This window comes from Yoonia sp. R78084, assembly GCF_044595625.1.
Lineage (GTDB): Bacteria > Pseudomonadota > Alphaproteobacteria > Rhodobacterales > Rhodobacteraceae > Yoonia.
On the sequence record NZ_CP138993.1, the window covers coordinates 2,188,284 to 2,203,603 of the forward strand.

At 57.7% G+C, this 15,320-nt stretch carries 17 protein-coding genes; 14 read left to right on the forward strand and 3 right to left on the reverse strand.

Features of this window, described 5'->3' with window-relative positions:
- The first annotated feature begins 4 nt into the window (after window positions 1–4).
- The 4 genes from SJY29_RS11090 (at window position 5) to SJY29_RS11105 (ending at window position 2,305) form a co-directional block, all read left to right on the forward strand.
- Complete coding sequence (locus SJY29_RS11090) at window positions 5–292, forward strand: DUF1330 domain-containing protein (protein ID WP_400082876.1); 288 nt, start codon at window positions 5–7, stop codon at window positions 290–292.
- 187 nt (window positions 293–479) lie between these two features.
- Window positions 480–1,307 (forward strand): NAD(P)H-binding protein, encoded by an 828-nt coding sequence (locus SJY29_RS11095; RefSeq protein ID WP_400082879.1) that lies wholly within the window; start codon window positions 480–482, stop codon window positions 1,305–1,307.
- Window positions 1,308–1,374: 67 nt separating this feature from the next.
- Window positions 1,375–1,884 (forward strand): DUF1772 domain-containing protein, encoded by a 510-nt coding sequence (locus SJY29_RS11100; protein WP_400082882.1) that lies wholly within the window; start codon window positions 1,375–1,377, stop codon window positions 1,882–1,884.
- Window positions 1,885–1,930: 46 nt separating this feature from the next.
- Window positions 1,931–2,305 (forward strand): hypothetical protein, encoded by a 375-nt coding sequence (locus SJY29_RS11105; protein WP_400082884.1) that lies wholly within the window; start codon window positions 1,931–1,933, stop codon window positions 2,303–2,305.
- A gap of 12 nt (window positions 2,306–2,317) precedes the next feature.
- Here the strand turns inward: SJY29_RS11105 and SJY29_RS11110 are convergent, their stop codons facing one another.
- On the reverse strand, window positions 2,318–3,202 hold the full coding sequence (locus tag SJY29_RS11110) for a LysR family transcriptional regulator (RefSeq protein WP_400082886.1): 885 nt from the start codon (window positions 3,200–3,202) through the stop codon (window positions 2,318–2,320).
- A gap of 97 nt (window positions 3,203–3,299) precedes the next feature.
- On the opposite strand from SJY29_RS11110, the gene SJY29_RS11115 reads away from it, so the two are divergent.
- Together SJY29_RS11115 and SJY29_RS11120 are read left to right on the forward strand one after the other, a co-directional pair.
- A complete protein-coding gene (locus tag SJY29_RS11115) occupies window positions 3,300–4,280 on the forward strand; it encodes an NAD(P)-dependent alcohol dehydrogenase (RefSeq protein ID WP_400082889.1) in 981 nt (326 codons plus the stop codon).
- Between the two features lie 11 nt (window positions 4,281–4,291).
- Window positions 4,292–4,954 (forward strand): DUF4386 domain-containing protein, encoded by a 663-nt coding sequence (locus SJY29_RS11120; protein WP_400082892.1) that lies wholly within the window; start codon window positions 4,292–4,294, stop codon window positions 4,952–4,954.
- Between the two features lie 113 nt (window positions 4,955–5,067).
- Here the strand turns inward: SJY29_RS11120 and SJY29_RS11125 are convergent, their stop codons facing one another.
- Window positions 5,068–6,039, reverse strand: a complete 972-nt coding sequence (locus SJY29_RS11125) for an alpha/beta fold hydrolase (RefSeq protein WP_400082894.1) — start codon at window positions 6,037–6,039, stop codon at window positions 5,068–5,070.
- 86 nt (window positions 6,040–6,125) lie between these two features.
- Here SJY29_RS11125 and SJY29_RS11130 point away from each other — a divergent pair, with 86 nt between their 5' ends.
- The 8 genes from SJY29_RS11130 (at window position 6,126) to rimO (ending at window position 13,878) form a co-directional block, all read left to right on the forward strand.
- On the forward strand, window positions 6,126–6,839 hold the full coding sequence (locus tag SJY29_RS11130) for a helix-turn-helix transcriptional regulator (protein WP_400082897.1): 714 nt from the start codon (window positions 6,126–6,128) through the stop codon (window positions 6,837–6,839).
- A gap of 159 nt (window positions 6,840–6,998) precedes the next feature.
- Window positions 6,999–8,024 carry an AraC family transcriptional regulator gene (locus SJY29_RS11135; protein WP_400082900.1) on the forward strand — a complete coding sequence of 342 codons (1,026 nt, stop codon included), beginning with the start codon at window positions 6,999–7,001 and terminating at the stop codon, window positions 8,022–8,024.
- A 105-nt stretch (window positions 8,025–8,129) separates the two neighbouring features.
- Window positions 8,130–8,492 (forward strand): glycine zipper family protein, encoded by a 363-nt coding sequence (locus tag SJY29_RS11140; protein ID WP_400082902.1) that lies wholly within the window; start codon window positions 8,130–8,132, stop codon window positions 8,490–8,492.
- A gap of 221 nt (window positions 8,493–8,713) precedes the next feature.
- Window positions 8,714–9,607, forward strand: coding sequence for an SDR family oxidoreductase (locus tag SJY29_RS11145; protein WP_400082905.1), 894 nt, complete (start codon window positions 8,714–8,716; stop codon window positions 9,605–9,607).
- Window positions 9,604–10,287: a hypothetical protein gene (locus tag SJY29_RS11150; protein WP_400082908.1), complete on the forward strand. Its 684-nt coding sequence runs from the start codon at window positions 9,604–9,606 to the stop codon at window positions 10,285–10,287. Before SJY29_RS11145 ends, SJY29_RS11150 begins: the two co-directional genes overlap by 4 nt.
- A 26-nt stretch (window positions 10,288–10,313) precedes the next feature.
- The gene (locus SJY29_RS11155; protein ID WP_400082911.1) at window positions 10,314–11,348 is read left to right on the forward strand and encodes a serine hydrolase domain-containing protein; all 1,035 of its coding nucleotides are present in this window, start codon (window positions 10,314–10,316) and stop codon (window positions 11,346–11,348) included.
- Window positions 11,345–12,328, forward strand: coding sequence for an alpha/beta fold hydrolase (locus SJY29_RS11160; RefSeq protein WP_400082914.1), 984 nt, complete (start codon window positions 11,345–11,347; stop codon window positions 12,326–12,328). The genes SJY29_RS11155 and SJY29_RS11160 overlap by 4 nt, the downstream gene beginning before the upstream one ends.
- 155 nt (window positions 12,329–12,483) lie before the next feature.
- The gene (rimO, locus tag SJY29_RS11165; protein ID WP_400082917.1) at window positions 12,484–13,878 is read left to right on the forward strand and encodes a 30S ribosomal protein S12 methylthiotransferase RimO; all 1,395 of its coding nucleotides are present in this window, start codon (window positions 12,484–12,486) and stop codon (window positions 13,876–13,878) included.
- A gap of 1 nt (window position 13,879) precedes the next feature.
- Here rimO and SJY29_RS11170 read toward each other — a convergent pair whose 3' ends face one another.
- Window positions 13,880–15,238, reverse strand: a complete 1,359-nt coding sequence (locus SJY29_RS11170; RefSeq protein WP_400082920.1) for a hypothetical protein — start codon at window positions 15,236–15,238, stop codon at window positions 13,880–13,882.
- Between the last annotated feature and the right edge of the window lie 82 nt (window positions 15,239–15,320).

Consider the following 15,320-nt stretch of genomic DNA (forward strand, 5'->3'; position numbering starts at 1 on the left):
GAAAATGACCGCACTTATCGTTGCACGTTTCGACGTGAAGAATGCCGCAAAAATGGACGCCTATGCCACTGCGGCAGGCCCGACCGTATTGGCCCACGGTGGCGAGTTTGTCGCCATAGGCGAGAAAGTAACTGCGCTGGTTGGAGAAGAAGAAAAACAATCCGTTGCCATGGTGCGTTTCCCCGATGTCGCATCGGCAAAGACATGGTTTACCTCGCCTGAATACACGGCCTGCAAGCCGCTTCGCGAAGAAGCCGCAGAGATGCAATTCACGCTCTACGAAACAGAGTAACCACACCAGAACACTGCACCTGAAGAAAGCGGCGTCGGGCATCCCGGCGCCGCTCTTTGTTTTGCGGTATGATCCCATGCGAAACCGCCTTGGCAGCAAATGTCAAAATCTTGGCAATGGTGGTCAATACCGGCACCCGTCAATCTTTCTAAACCTTGGCCATCAACTTGAACCAAGGAGAATGAAAATGACTGACCAACCAATCCTCGTTATCGGCGCAACCGGCAAGACCGGCTCCCGCGTCGCCAGCAAACTCGAAGCCAAAGGCATCGCTGTCCGCCGCGGCGCGCGACGTTCCGAAACCCCTTTCGACTGGGAAGACCCTTCTACTTGGGCCCCTGCCCTGCGCGGCGTCTCCAAAGCCTACGTCACCTATTTCCCCGACCTCGCCTTCCCGGGTGCTGTGGAACAGCTGGCGGCCTTTACCAAAGTCGCACAGGAAACCGGACTCCAGCATATCGTCCTGCTGTCCGGTCGGGGCGAGCATTTCGCCAGCATGGGCGAAGATATCGTCCGCAACTCCGGGCTGCCCTTTACCATCGTACGGGCCGCATGGTTTGCGCAGAACTTCAGCGAAGGGTATCTGCGCGATCCGATCATGGGTGGTGTACTCCCCATGCCGGGCGGTGACGTTGTCGAGCCGATCATCGACATTGATGACATCGCCGATGTTGTCGTCGCGGCCCTGACCGAAGACGGGCATCTGGGCGAACGCTATGAGGTGACCGGCCCGCGCCTGATAACCTTCGCCGAGATGGCCGGGGAACTGACCAAAGCGCTTGGGCGCCACATCCAATACGTGCCGATCAGCTATGACGATTTCCACGCCAATGTGGCGGCAGCCGGCGGTGAGTTTGTGGCGGATGTTTTCACACAGATCGCGCGCGAAACGCTGGATGGCCGGAATGCCAATACCGCCGACGGCGTTGAACGTGCTTTAGGCCGCAAGCCCCGCGATTTCGCTGAATTTGCCGAAACTGCAATGGCCGCAGGCGCATGGTCTGCTGCCGCATAACCCACCCTACCCCATCAGGCAGGAGACACCGTTCTCCTGCCGCCTCACGCAATCAGGAGTCCCGACAATGTCGACCACTTTCTTCTTTCTCATCCAATTCGCAATTCTCGCATACGCCCTTGTGGGCGGCGTCTTTCTTGCCTTTTCCGACTTCATCATGCGGTCTCTGGCACAGACGGGCGGCCATGGCGGCGTCGAAGCCATGCAGGTCATCAACCGCGAGGTCTTTCGCTGGGTTTTCATGGCGCTGTTTCTGGGCATGGCAGCAATATCGCTGATCATCGCAGGCTATGGCGCGCTTGGCCTTTCCGGACCCGCAGGAACGCTGATAATGCTGGCCGGACTTGTCTATCTTGTCGGTTGTTTCGGCGTCACAGTCTTCTTCAACGTCCCGATGAACGAGGCGCTGGCGGGCATGGAGATGTCATCAGACATGACACGCGCTTACTGGCTGCAGACCTACGTTCCGCGCTGGACCTTCTGGAACTCTGTCCGCACGATCGCCTGCACTGTATCCGCCGCACTGCTACTCTTCGGGCTCTTGTGGGTGACACAAAACCAGACACAGCCGGTGTGATTCAGGTTTCCCGGCTTCAAGCGCCGATTGATGCGGCCGCCCTCACATGGGTAAGATGATTTCCATGATCTATCTCATTTGTCTTATGATCGTCGGCATCATCGGCTTTCAGGTGGCGCTTATCGCCGGAGCACCATGGGGGCGGCTGACCCAGGGCGGTCAGGTCGATGGGCCCTTACCGCTGGCGGGGCGGATCATTGCAGCCGTGTCAATCCTACTGCTGGGGGCGATCGCATTGGCGCTCCTTTCAGCAGACGGACACTGGCCAAACTGGCCGCGCTGGACAACTTGGGCTGCGGTGGCTGTCATCGGCATTTCAACCATCCTGAACTGGATTACGCCATCTTCAGCAGAACGCAGGCTCTGGGGCCCGATCATGACAGTGCTGTTGTGCCTTACACTTGCGGTCGTTTGGGCCTAGCTGCCAGAGGTTTTACTGACCGATAAACGCGGCCCGCCGCTCCAGAAGTGCCGCGCTCAGATAATCCACCAAAAGGCGCGCGCGCTGCACGCGGCGCAATCCACCATGCAAAAGGATCCATGTCGCGCGCCTTTGATCCAACTGCGTTCCGGGTACACGCTGGAGTTCCGGAAACACCGTTGACGCCCAATGCGCAAGGAACGTCATACCAGCCCCCGCACGGGCGAGATGCAGGTGCATTTGCGGATCGCCCACGATATGCCGGACACGTGCCTGCGAAAAAGGTGTGGCCGCAATCATCGTTTGCATCTCGGGCACGTCCCCGTAGCCAATCCAGTTCAGGCCTTTGCCCTTCGTGCCCGCCTTTGGCAGCTTGGCGTCAATATAGCTGCGGGACGCAAAAACCCCCAGCGAGAGCGGAAACAGCTTACGGCCAACGGCATTTTCGTCAACCGAAAGCACGTGACGGATGGACACATCCGTTTCGTCCTTTTCAATCGAGTCGAGGAAGTAGGAAAGCTTCAGTTCGATCTCGATCTCGGGATAGAGCGCGGCAAAATCCGCGAGAACTGGGGCGAGCAGATAATGCGCCGTCATCGGATCAGCAGAAAGCCGGATCCGCCCCGATGCTTCACGATCCAGCCCTTTCACAGCACTAAACCCCTTAAGCAGCGCGGCCTCTGCCTCAATCGCCTGCGGCAGCAAACGCCGCCCTGCAGCCGTAAGTGTCAGCCCGCCAGCGTTCCGGCGAAACAGTGTCGTGCCCAATTGCGCCTCCAGACCTTCAATCTGGCGGCGAACTGTGGCGTGCGTCCCGTTCACCTGCTCGGCACCCGCGCGCAGTGACCCTGACCGCGCAACGGCAAGGAAGGCAGGCAGTGATTTCCAATCCAACATGACACTGTAACGTATATGATCCGATCTGTTTCATCTTAGACAATTATTGGATCATTTTAAATCCGGTATTTCTTCTTTCATGCAAAAGGAGAATATCATGAAAGCCACATTCAATGCATGGGACGTCACGCGCTACGGTGGTCCCGACGTACTCAAACCTGTCTCACGGCCCGCTCCACAACCCACAGCCGGCCAAGTCTTGATCCGCATTCGCGCCTCTGCCGTTTCCCGCGCCGATGGTTTGATGCGGGCCGGCCAGCCGAAATTTGCGCGCCTTTTCCTGGGCTTGAAGCGGCCACGGGCCGGACTGTCTGGAACATGTTTTTCCGGTGAGATCATCGCGGTCGGTGATGAGGTAACAAAATACCGTGTCGGCGATGCCGTTTTCGGCGAAGCGGGGCTGCAGTTCGGCGCCAACGCCACACACATCTGTCTGGACCAGAACGGCAGCCTTCTGAAAAAGCCGGACACCGTGTCCCACGAAGAGGCCGCCACGCTTTTTGACGGGGCCATGACATCATGGCATTTCCTGACCCGCATCGCAGGCGTCCAGCCGGGTCAAAAGGTCCTCATACTGGGCGGCTCAGGCAGTCTCGGCACCGCTGCAGTCCAGTTTGCCAAGGCTTTGGGTGCGCAGGTGACCGCCAGCGCCAGCGGACGCAACGCAGACTTGCTTCGGTCGCTCGGGGCGGATTATGTTGTGGACTACAAAGCCCAAGACCCGCTCACGCGCGGCATCACGTACGATGTCATTTTCGACACGCTCGGTGTCGCATCCTTCGGCGCCGCCAAAGCCGCATTGACCAAAGACGGGACCTACATGTGTCCGGTGTTGGGGCTGGCGCTGCTGCGCGACATGATCCTCACAGGCTTGTTCGGACACAAAAAGGCAAGGTTCGCGGCAGCAGGCATGTCAAAACCTGCCGTCCATCGTGCAGAACTCGCAGAGATCCTCGCGCTGATGGCCAAAAACGCGTTCGCGCCGGTGATGGACCGCACCTATCCGCTCGCTGATCTGGTCGAGGCCCACCGTTACGTCGAAACAGGCCGCAAGCGCGGCAATGTCGTCGTGGTCTAGGGGGTGCCGAGATGAAAACGCTTCCCATTCCCCCTCAGCAGGCACGCCTTGCTGGCCTGTTCTACCTGATCATCATCCTCTGCGGCGTCGGATCAGAGGTTGCCTTGCGCGGGCCGCTGATCGACTTTGGATCAGCGGAACGGACAATGCAGGCGATCGGCGCCGAAGCCATGCGGTTCCGCTTTTCGATTTTGGCAGACGTCGTGATGGCCTTGGCCGACGCGGCACTGGCTGTTCTGCTCTTCTTGATGTTGCGTCCAGTGTCAGCAGGGCTGGCACTTGGCGCGCTGGTCTTCCGGCTGCTCCAGTCGGGCTTGATCGCGGCGGGCCTGCTCAACCTGCAGGCGGCGCTCGTCGTCGGTGATGCCGGCCTGGCGCTGAGCTTCATCAGCTTGCACGCCTATGGCTACGATCTGGGCCTGATCTTCTTTGGTGTGAACTGTCTGTTGACGGCTGTGCTGATCATCAACTCCGGCTTTGTTCCGCGCATTCTGGGTCTTGGTATCGGCCTGTCGGGGCTGGTGTACCTGACAGGCAGCATCCTGCGCTTTGCTGCACCGGATTTGCATGGACTCATTGCACCAGCCTATGTGGTTCCGCTCATCGCTGAAACGGCATTCTGTCTTTGGTTGCTTGTCTTGCCGGGGATCGGCAGACAGGTCACCGTCGGCTGACATCAGGTGGCACAACAACTGTCAGGCAGCAACGGATCAGGCTCTTTCACGCAACTGCCAACCTGAGTTGGCAGTTGCGACAGCCCTTTGCAGGGTCCAGCACGCGAATGGCTTTACCGCTGCGCTCCGACGGAAACGGCTGTACTTGCAGTCTGCTCTGTCAACCACTGCAAGATCAGCAGGTTCGTTTCTTCGGGCATCTCCTGCTGAATCCAATGTCCACAATGAAGGCGCGCCACCTCAACGTTGGGTACAAAATCCGCAAGACTGTCAGATTCGGGGATCATGTCACGCTCTCCGTAGATCATCAGCGCGGGTCTTGCGATGACCGGATCAACATCCGCCAGAATATGCCAGTTGCGATCCATGTTCCTGTACCAGTTGATGCTCGGTGTGAACCCTGTCGCGTCAAAAGATGCCGCGAAGACAGCAAGATCACGGTCACTCAGTACGGCCTCACCAAGGGCAGACGGCGCCTTTGCCAGATTGATCATCATCATGCCGGGATCGGGCTGAACCGATGGCAGATTCTTGCGAAACAGGTTCCGAAGGAATTGATGCGTGTTGGCATGCAAAATGGCGTCTGCCACGCCGGGCTTGCGGTTGAAGTGAACGAAATAGTTGTCCTCGCCAAACACGGCCTCCATGAAGTCGATCCAGGGCACTGGCGTGCGGGGCTGATAGGGCAACGCGAGGTTGATGATGCTTTTCACGCGCTCCGGATACAAAAGCGCCATGCTCCAGACCACGTTTGCCCCCCAATCGTGGCCCACAAAAACAGCATCGTGATAGCCATAGTGATCAAGAAGCGCTGCAAGATCTCCGGTCAGATGGGCGATATCATAATCTGTGACTTCCGGCGGGCACGATGAGTTTCCGTATCCGCGCTGGTTCGGAACGATCACGTGATAGCCCTGCGCCGCAAGTGCGGGCATCTGATACCGCCAGGAATAGGCATGCTCTGGCCATCCATGACATAAAACAATCGGATTTCCTCTGTTCTCTTGTCCTGCTTCAAAGACTTCGAGCCGAATGCCGTTCAATGTGACAACGGTCGGTGCCGGAAAGTTTGTGGTCGTTTGCATGGTCGTTTCTCCTGATTGATGAACCGAGAAACGGCTACTTCAAAAACATTCCAGAAATTGACACCTTTGTGTGGTAAACGATCATAATGAAGAGCCGTATCCGACAAGATGCCATCGTCCGCAGCCTGCGCCGAAGCGCCACGAGCAGCATTGAGGCCTTGTGCGTTGAGGTCGGTGCATCGCGCAGCACAATCATCCGCGACCTCTCGGCCCTGCGGGACGAGGGTTATGTCATTCACGCAGAACAGGGACGCGGGGGTGGATTGTATCTGGACCCGAGTTCAGTGCAGACAAGAGCCCAGCTGTCGGTTCCCGAGGTTTTCGCATTGATCATCAGCGTGGCAAGCATGCGCGCTGCGGCAATGCTACCCTTCTCCAGTCTGGCCGATGCGGGGCTTGCCAAGATCGAAAAGGCGCTGCCACCTGACAAGCTGCGCGATCTGCGCAGGTTACTCGAGTGTCTCTACGTCGGGCCACTCGCCGCTGCGGTTGATACTTCAGGGGTGCAAGAGATGGTCCCTGTGCTCTTGCCCGCATTTGAACAGGCTTTTCTTTGCCGACAATGCCTTCGGTTCCAGTATTCGGATGCAAAAGGGGTCAAAACCGAGCGTCAGGTTGAGCCACAAGCCATGCTTATCCTGCCACCTCTTTGGTATCTTGTCGCGTGGGATCCTTTGCGCCAGGATTTCCGGCACTTCAGGATGGACCGCATCTCTCAGCCGGTCGCCGTCGAAGGCACAGCTGTCCGGTCCAGACACGTCACGTTTGATGATGGCGTAGAGCCTGTGCGCTATGCATAGACGACGGCACGGCACTGCGCTTGTCTGCCTGAATCGCGATACCGCAACCCTGAAAGGCAATCGTTTTGGGCTGGAATCCTTGCCGCCAGACCGTGTCGGTTGATTGAAACCTCAAACCAGACATATTGTGTGCCGCGAAACACGCGTGAGGTGATGATCGTGGCAGAACAGACTATGGCAGCGGGTTTTGCCGCAGCATTCGCAGAGTACGCATGCGACAAAGGCGCAAACCGGACCACGCTGCTTGCAGAAAGCGGATTGACCGAGGACGATCTGTCGGATCAGGACAATCGCATTCCCGTTGGGGCCTATCAGGCGCTGATCGGTACCGCGATACAGCAAACCGGCGATACGGCTTTGCTGCTAAGGCACACGTTGGAATCGCGGCTTGAGACCATGTCGGTTGTCGGGCAGATCGTCCACTCCTCGGCGTCGCTTGCGCATTCTATCGACCAGTTGAACCGCTATTTGCACTTGATGGCCGACGTGAACCTACCTGCCGGTGCACCCCGCTTCGAACTTCAGCACACACAAGACGGGCTCTGGATTGTTGACCATCTGATTGTCCCGCCGGACCAGTATCTGGGCATCGAAGCGTCGTTTGCGCGCTTCATCAGCGAATTCCGTCGGTCTTTCCCTGACGCGACTTTCGAAGTCGGGTTGGAGGTCACCTATCCCCCGCCCCCGCATGTCGACCAATATCCAGAGCTCTTCCGCGTTCCGGTGCAGTTTCATGCCAACCGCAATGCACTCCGGATTGATCCCGTCTGGGACAGCCCCGAAACACTGTTCGAACCGGGAAATGCATACGCCTTTGGTGTCTTTACGCGCCATGCCGACGCCATGCTCAAGGAACTGCAGGCCGACACATCTATCCGCGCACAGATTGAAACACAGATACTGCCCAAACTGCACGAAGGTACAATCTCGATGGACAGGGTCGCAAAAGATACCGGCATGAGCCGCCAGACACTTTATCGCAGGCTCAAGGATGAAGGGATCACTTTCGCCGAAATCCATGATGACCTGCGCAGGCGCATGGCGATAGAGTATCTCGACGCGCAGAAAGTGACCGTCAACGAAACGGCATATCTGCTGGGATTTTCCGAAGCCTCATCATTTGTCCGTGCCTTCAAGCGCTGGACGGGCCTGAGCCCGACTGCCTACTTCAATCAGGCGGCTTGATCGGGTCTGTTACCAAGTGTCAATTCATTGATGCCTGCGGTCATGCCGTGACAGGCGGCGACCGGCTATCTGCTTTCTCGAAACACAAAAGAGAAAGTACACACAATGAAACACACATTCTTTATCGCCCTTGCCGGTTTTGGTTTGGTTGCAGCCTGCGCCGACAGCGGTGCCAATTACACACCCATTCTGGATGGTACACCGACACCGGCCTATCAGGCCGATCTTGAGGCCTGCCAGACCCTCGCGCGCAGCCAGAAACAATTCGATCAGGAAACGATGGCGGCGACTGTCCTTGGTGCCGGTGCCGGTGCCGCACTTGGTGAAGCCGATAGTGGCGATGCCATGGGCGGCGCCATTGCAGGCGCGGTGGCCGGCGGCATCGCAAGTGCCGTGGACGTCAGCGAAAGGCGCGAATCCATCGTGGTGGAATGCCTGCGCGGACGCGGCCACCGCGTCGTCGGTTGAGGCCCGGACGTTGGCTGGAAATTCCCGTCATCGCACCGACCCGCTCTTGGGGACGGGCTATCAAGTGCGGTGTGGGCGGCACGACATCCCGGAACGTCTTTTTCAGGACGTAGGCCTCGGGGATCAGCCGCGCAGAACGCGGCTGATCCCTGGAATACGGTCTTTCCTGAAAGGCCTGTTCCGCACCCGCACACGCGCCGGATAAACGAAAGGAACACGCCATGAAACGCGTCTTTATTGCGGGGGCAACGGGCTATCTTGGCCGCTATCTCTGCGCAGAATACCAACGCCGCGGATGGTACGTCATCGCCCTTGTGCGCAAAGCAACCACTGCCGCACCGATCGCAGCCGACCAACTGGTCGAGGCGCAGGCAACCGACCCTGCCAGTCTTAAAGGTGCAATGGCCGGTGCCGAACTGGTCGTGTCATGCCTTGGCATCACGCGGCAAACAGACGGGCTTGGCTATTGGGACGTGGACTATCAGGCGAACCTCAATCTTCTGCGTGAAGCCGAAAATGCAGGGGTAAGCCGGTTTGCCTATATCCACGTCCTGCGTGCGGCCGATCTGGGACACGTCCCGATGGTGGCCGCAAAATCCGCCTTCGTTGCCGAACTGCACAAGAGCACGATCGCCGCCACAATCGTCGCACCGACAGGCTATTTCTCGGACATGGGCGACTTTCTGGCGATGGCACAATCCGGCCGGGTCTGGCTGTTCGGGACCGGCGAAAAACGGATCAACCCGATCCACGGCGCCGATCTCGCGGTCGCGACCGCAGACGCCGTCGCGGCAGGGCTGGATTGGATTGATGTCGGTGGCCCTGACGTATTCACGCAAAAGGAACTGGCCGAGCTGGCCTTTGCCTGTCTGCAAAAGCCAAGCCGGATCACCTTCTTGCCAGATGTGCTCCGACGGCTGGCACTCTGCCTGTTGCCGTGGATGACGCCGCGCCGCATCAACGGGCCCGGGCGCTTCTTTCTGAGCGCATTGGCTCTCGACATGATCGGCACGCCATACGGCACCCACCACCTCAAAGAGCACTTTCAAAACACGCTTACCCCCATCAAGACGGTCAGCCCATTGCGGCGACCAACCGAAAGGAAGAAATCATGAACATGCAACGCACCGGCGGCATCGCTGCCCTGACTTGTGCAGCCACCTACATCTTCGGCTTTGTCCTGCTTGTCACTTTGCTGGCCGAATTGGGCTACGGCACAAACGACATTGACGCAGAGGCCGTCGTCCGCTTCAGCGCGGAAAATCAAACCGTCTTGATCGTGTGGAACACGGTGATCTACGTCATCAACGCGCTGGCACTCGCGCTTCTGGTCGTTGCTTTGGCGCGGCGTTTCAAGATGGTTTCTCCGGAATGGAGCACAATCATACTCGCCTTTGGACTGGTTTGGACAACCCTCGTTCTGGGGGCCGGAATGATCGCAAATGTCGCCACCGAACGTGCGGTCGCACTACTGGCCCAAGGCGACACTGCGGGGGCTGTGCAACTCTGGAAAACCCTGCATGCGGTTGAACTCGGCCTTGGCGGCGGGAATGAAATCGCGGGCGGCGTCTGGATCTTCTGTGTGAGCCTCGCCGGATTGCTGCACCAAAGCTTTGGAAAAACTGTCGTTGGTCTTGGCATTTTGACCGGACTTGGCGGGTTCCTCACGATCCTGCCGCCACTGGGCGACATTGCGGGCGCGGTATTCGGGCTTGGCGCAATCGCATGGTTCATCGCGGTGGGCCTCACACTCGTGTTTGAGCGCCAAACGCCTTCTGCAACGACGCCTGCATAATCTTCTACGACCCGAGGACTTGACCGATGACGCTTTCCCAAGACCTACAAGCCCTGATCAATGCCGAATGCGCAAAGCCCTATTCGCACAATGTCATCCTGCGGGTTCAATCCGGCGACAAGCGCGTCGATTTCAAAGGCAGCGCCGGCACCACCGCACCGGATACCCGCTTTGCCATCGCCAGCATCTCCAAGATGTTCACCGCCACACTGATCCTGCAACTTGCTGACGCAGGCCAGATCCGTCTCGATCAGACAGTGCAAAGCATTCTGCCCGATGTTGATCTGTCAGGTCTGCATATCGTCAAAGGTGTCGATTACAGCGCAGAACTGACCGTCCGCCATTTGCTGCATCAGACCTCGGGCCTTGCCGATTATTATGAAAGCAATCTGGCGGCGGATCTCAAACAAGGCAAGGACCGCCACTATGACCTGGATGATGTCCTGCAAATGACGAGGGCGCTGCCGCCGCAGGCCGCGCCGGACAGCGGTAAGTCTTTCTATTCAGATACAAACTACCAACTTCTCGGAGCAGTGATCGAAAAGGTTTCGGGGCAGAGTTTTGATCAGGCACTGAAAGCCCGCATCTGCCAGCCAACCGGTCTCACAGATACCAAGGTCCTGCAAGGGTCCGACGTTGGGCTCCCTCTCCACCACCACAATACACTTCTGACCATTCCCCGAATACTGGCCAGTATGGCGCCGGACGGTGGTATTATCTCGACCCTTGACGAGATGCTCTTGTTCCTGCGCGCCTATATGCAAAACCGGCTTTTCAAGCCAGAGAACGCGACGCAGGCGCGACAATGGAACCGGCTCTTCTTGCCTGTCCAGTATGGATATGGGCTGATGCGGATCAAGCTGCCCCGCTGGATGACGCTCTTTCGCGCCACACCGGAACTGATCGGCCATTCCGGCGCAAGCGGGTCTTTCGCCTATTATGCGCCAGAGCAGGATATCTATCTGATCGGGTCGTTCAATCAGACCGACGCGCCGCAACGCCCGATCGGTTTCATGCTGCAGGTTCTCAGGCTGGTCGCCAAGCACAAGGCCTTGAAATGAAAACCGCTTTGAAGTGGATCGCCGCTGTCGTCCTTTGCCTGATAGCCGGTATCGCAGGGCTGTTTATAGGCACGCAGGGCGATGACACAGTCGCGCAACTGGTGACCGATGATCCGTCCTTGCCTGCCATGAACATCAACGGGATCAGGTTGCATATGCGGATCGTGAACGGCCCTGCAAATGCCCCGACCATCATCGTTCTGCACGGTGGCCCGGGGGGCGACTTCCGCTCGTTGCAGGCACTAGAGGCTTTGTCCGACCGCTTCCAACTCGTCTTCTACGATCAGAGAGGAGCAGGGTTATCAGAACGTGTGCCCCAAGACCTTCTGACGCTGGATGGCCATCTGGAAGAACTCAAAGCTGTCATTGACATCGTGTCACCAGAACAGCCGCCCATCCTGATCGGCCATTCATGGGGGGCCATGCTGGCAGCCGCATTTATCGGCCAGAACCCCGACGACATACAAAGCGCAATTCTCATCGAACCCGGATATCTGGATGCAAAAGGTCGCACGGCATGGGCGGCCACCGGCAGCACCTATATGTCAGGCCCAACATACTGGTGGCAGGCTGTGATTGCCGGATTTCGCACGCAGCATATCACAGGTCCCGATAGCGCGGCGCAGGACGATTTTCTGATCGGCCACATGGTCGGCGTCTTTGCCAACCATCCCGATAATCCGTACCACTGTGGCAATGGCTACACGGCACCCAACTGGCGCTTCGGCGCGCTGACAAGCAACGTCTGGCGCGGGGCGCCTGATGCAACTGTCGATCGGCTGGGGGCGCAGGTACGGGCGTTTACCGGCCCGGTCCTGCTTGTCACAGGGTCCTGCAACATCTGGCTTGGTCCACTACAAAGCCAATTTGTAGCGTGGTTTGCGCATGCCGGTCTTGCCATCATACCGGATGCCGGACATGACGTGGTCTGGGATCAACCGCAAGCGACACTCTTCGTGATCCGGCGCTTTCTGAACTGATCCGGCGTCAGGACGCGTGTCCGGCACAAGCGGCGGTCATGGCAGCCTTGCCGCACCGCACCAGAACAACGCACTTCATCCTGATCTATCGCCGGGCAAAGCAGTACCCCAATACGCCCATTCCCAACACCTCCGCCCCGCGCTATATGCGGCCCATGACACAGAACCCGCCAAACCTCCGCCCAGACCTCGCCCCCAAGGCGCGCCTCACCGATACCCCCCGTGCGGGCCAGCCGACGATCGGCATGGTCAGCCTTGGCTGTCCCAAAGCTTTGGTCGATAGCGAACGCATCCTCACCCGCCTGCGCGCGGAAGGTTACGCCATCAGCCCCGATTACGCAGGGGCAGAGGCCGTGATCGTCAACACCTGCGGGTTTCTGGATAGCGCCAAGGCCGAAAGCCTCGATGCAATCGGCGAGGCGCTCAAGGAAAACGGCAAGGTCATCGTCACCGGCTGTCTGGGGGCCGAGCCGGATTACATCCGCGAACACCACCCGCAAATTCTGGCGGTCACCGGCCCGCATCAATACGAACAGGTGCTTGACGCGGTGCATGGCGTGGTCCCCCCCGCGCCCGACCCGTTCATTGACCTGCTGCCGGCCAGCGGGGTGAGCCTGACACCGCGCCACTACAGCTATCTAAAGATTTCCGAGGGCTGTAACCACAAGTGCAAATTCTGCATCATCCCCGATATGCGCGGGCGGCTCGCATCCCGCCCTGCCCACGCGGTGCTGCGCGAGGCGGAAAAGCTGGTCGAGGCGGGCGTCAAGGAACTGCTGGTCATCTCACAGGACACATCCGCCTACGGGCTCGACCGCAAATACGATCTGAACCCGTGGAAAACCGGCGAGGTGCGCAGCCATATCACCGATCTGACCCGCGAATTGGGGCAACTGGGTGCTTGGGTGCGCCTGCACTACGTCTACCCCTACCCCCATGTGCGCGACCTGATCCCCATTATGGCCGACCCGTCAAACGGCGTGCTGCCCTATCTGGATATCCCGTTCCAACACAGCCACCCCGATGTGCTGCGGCGCATGGCACGGCCCGCGGCGGGGGCCAAAACGCTGGACGAGATCGCCGCATGGCGCAGCATTTGCCCCGATATCACCCTGCGCTCGACCTTCATCGTCGGCTACCCCGGCGAAACCGAGGCCGAATTCCAGCACCTGCTGGACTGGCTGGATGAGGCGCAACTCGACCGCGTGGGCTGCTTCCAATACGAAAACGTAGCCGGTGCGCGCTCCAACGCCCTGCCCGACCACGTGGCCTCCGAGGTCAAACAGGACCGCTGGGACAGGTTCATGGAAAAGGCGCAGGCCATATCGGCCGCGAAACTGGAGGCCAAAGTCGGCCGCACGCTCGAAGTGATCGTCGACGACATCGACGAAGACGGGATTGCGACCTGCCGGACATGGGCGGATGCGCCCGAGATCGACGGGAATTTGTTTATTGATGAGGGTGCCGAGGGGTTGGCCGTGGGGGATGTGGTGAACGTCACGGTTGAGGAAGCGGGGGAGTATGATTTGTGGGGGGCTCTAGGCGCATAGCCTATACCTCCCCCGCCTCTTCTGTTGATTGCTCTTCAAGTGCCTCTACCGACACATCCGATGCGTCTTGTCTGTCAGCTTTAATCTTCGGCGCCGAAGGTCGCCATTCAGTCAAGGATTGGCCGACATCTTGATAGAATTGTGGAACCACTGTTTCGAGATCAGTGATGAAGTTAGCTTGCTGGGTAAATCGGGCGCCTAACCTTTTTGCGTTGAAAATAAAGAAGGAAAGAACCTGCAAATTTTCCTTTCCGACTTCGCATATACTTACGTCTTCGAGTAATTCCTTGACCGTGAATTGAGTGTCTTCACTGCGCCCGGGCCACGTCATACGCACATGAAGATCATCAATTTGATCCGTGTTTATTTGACGAAGCAGCCAATTCGCGCGTGCCTTTGATGTTTTCCGATCACGAGGCGCGCTGAGGGTCATGCCAATGTCAATCGTACGTCTTTTCAAATCTGCGCAGATTTCCAAAGGTGCAGCCGCGTTAGGAACATCGAAGACCGCTTTCAGGCATTGAGTATCGCGCAGGACTTCGAGCGCCTCCTTATCTCGCAGAGCAATATCGCTTTGATGCGCTCTCTTGATACGCTCGCTGACAGAGGTTTCCGTTTGTCGTGACAAAATAAGAGACAAGTCTTTGGTTTCTTGGTGCCATGCACCAACAACAATCTGCGCTTCATCGGATCGTTGCGTGATTTTTCCACCTGCAGAAACAAGTCTGTTCAGTTCAGGCCACTCGGCTGGCATACGGGTAAAACCACGAACACCGGCACTCTCGTGCGTTAGGAACCGACGCAATTCTCGCAACAGCAAAAGCTGGTCAGAATCGGCAACGGATCCGTTGTTGATCAAGAGATCAGCTTCGGTCACGATGAACATCCAAGACCAGTGATAAACTGGAATTTTTGATTTGCTTTTCTGCACCTCACGCATCGGATGATTTGTTGGCAATGACGTAAACTGGTTTGAAATTGTAATCACGCAGTCAATGTCATTCGCTTTGGCAATGCTACGATACTTTTCGATCTGGTCGGTGCTTAGCTCTGCTGTCCCAACTTTTGTCTCCACCAAGGCGCGCCATTCCTTGTTGCCGTTCTTGAGGACAATCAGACCATCTGGCCGATCATTCTTTGTGTCTTTCTCACCTTTGAAAACAACCTCTGTGAAACAATTCAGCGTCGCTCGCTTCCCAACTTTAGAACCGACGGACTTCAATAATTGTAACGCAAATTCATCAACACTCGATAAACAGGACAGGAAAATTGATGTGGTACGGCCTTCTTTCGATGTGTCGGCCAGAACCGGAAATAAACGAGCAACTTCACCTTGCTGCAGATAATCTGGTAGTTTCATTAATTATTCTCCAACTCGCCTCAGACCTCTAGGTCTACTGTCATAGAACAATCCAAAGTTGTCAATTTTGTGCCGCTGCCCT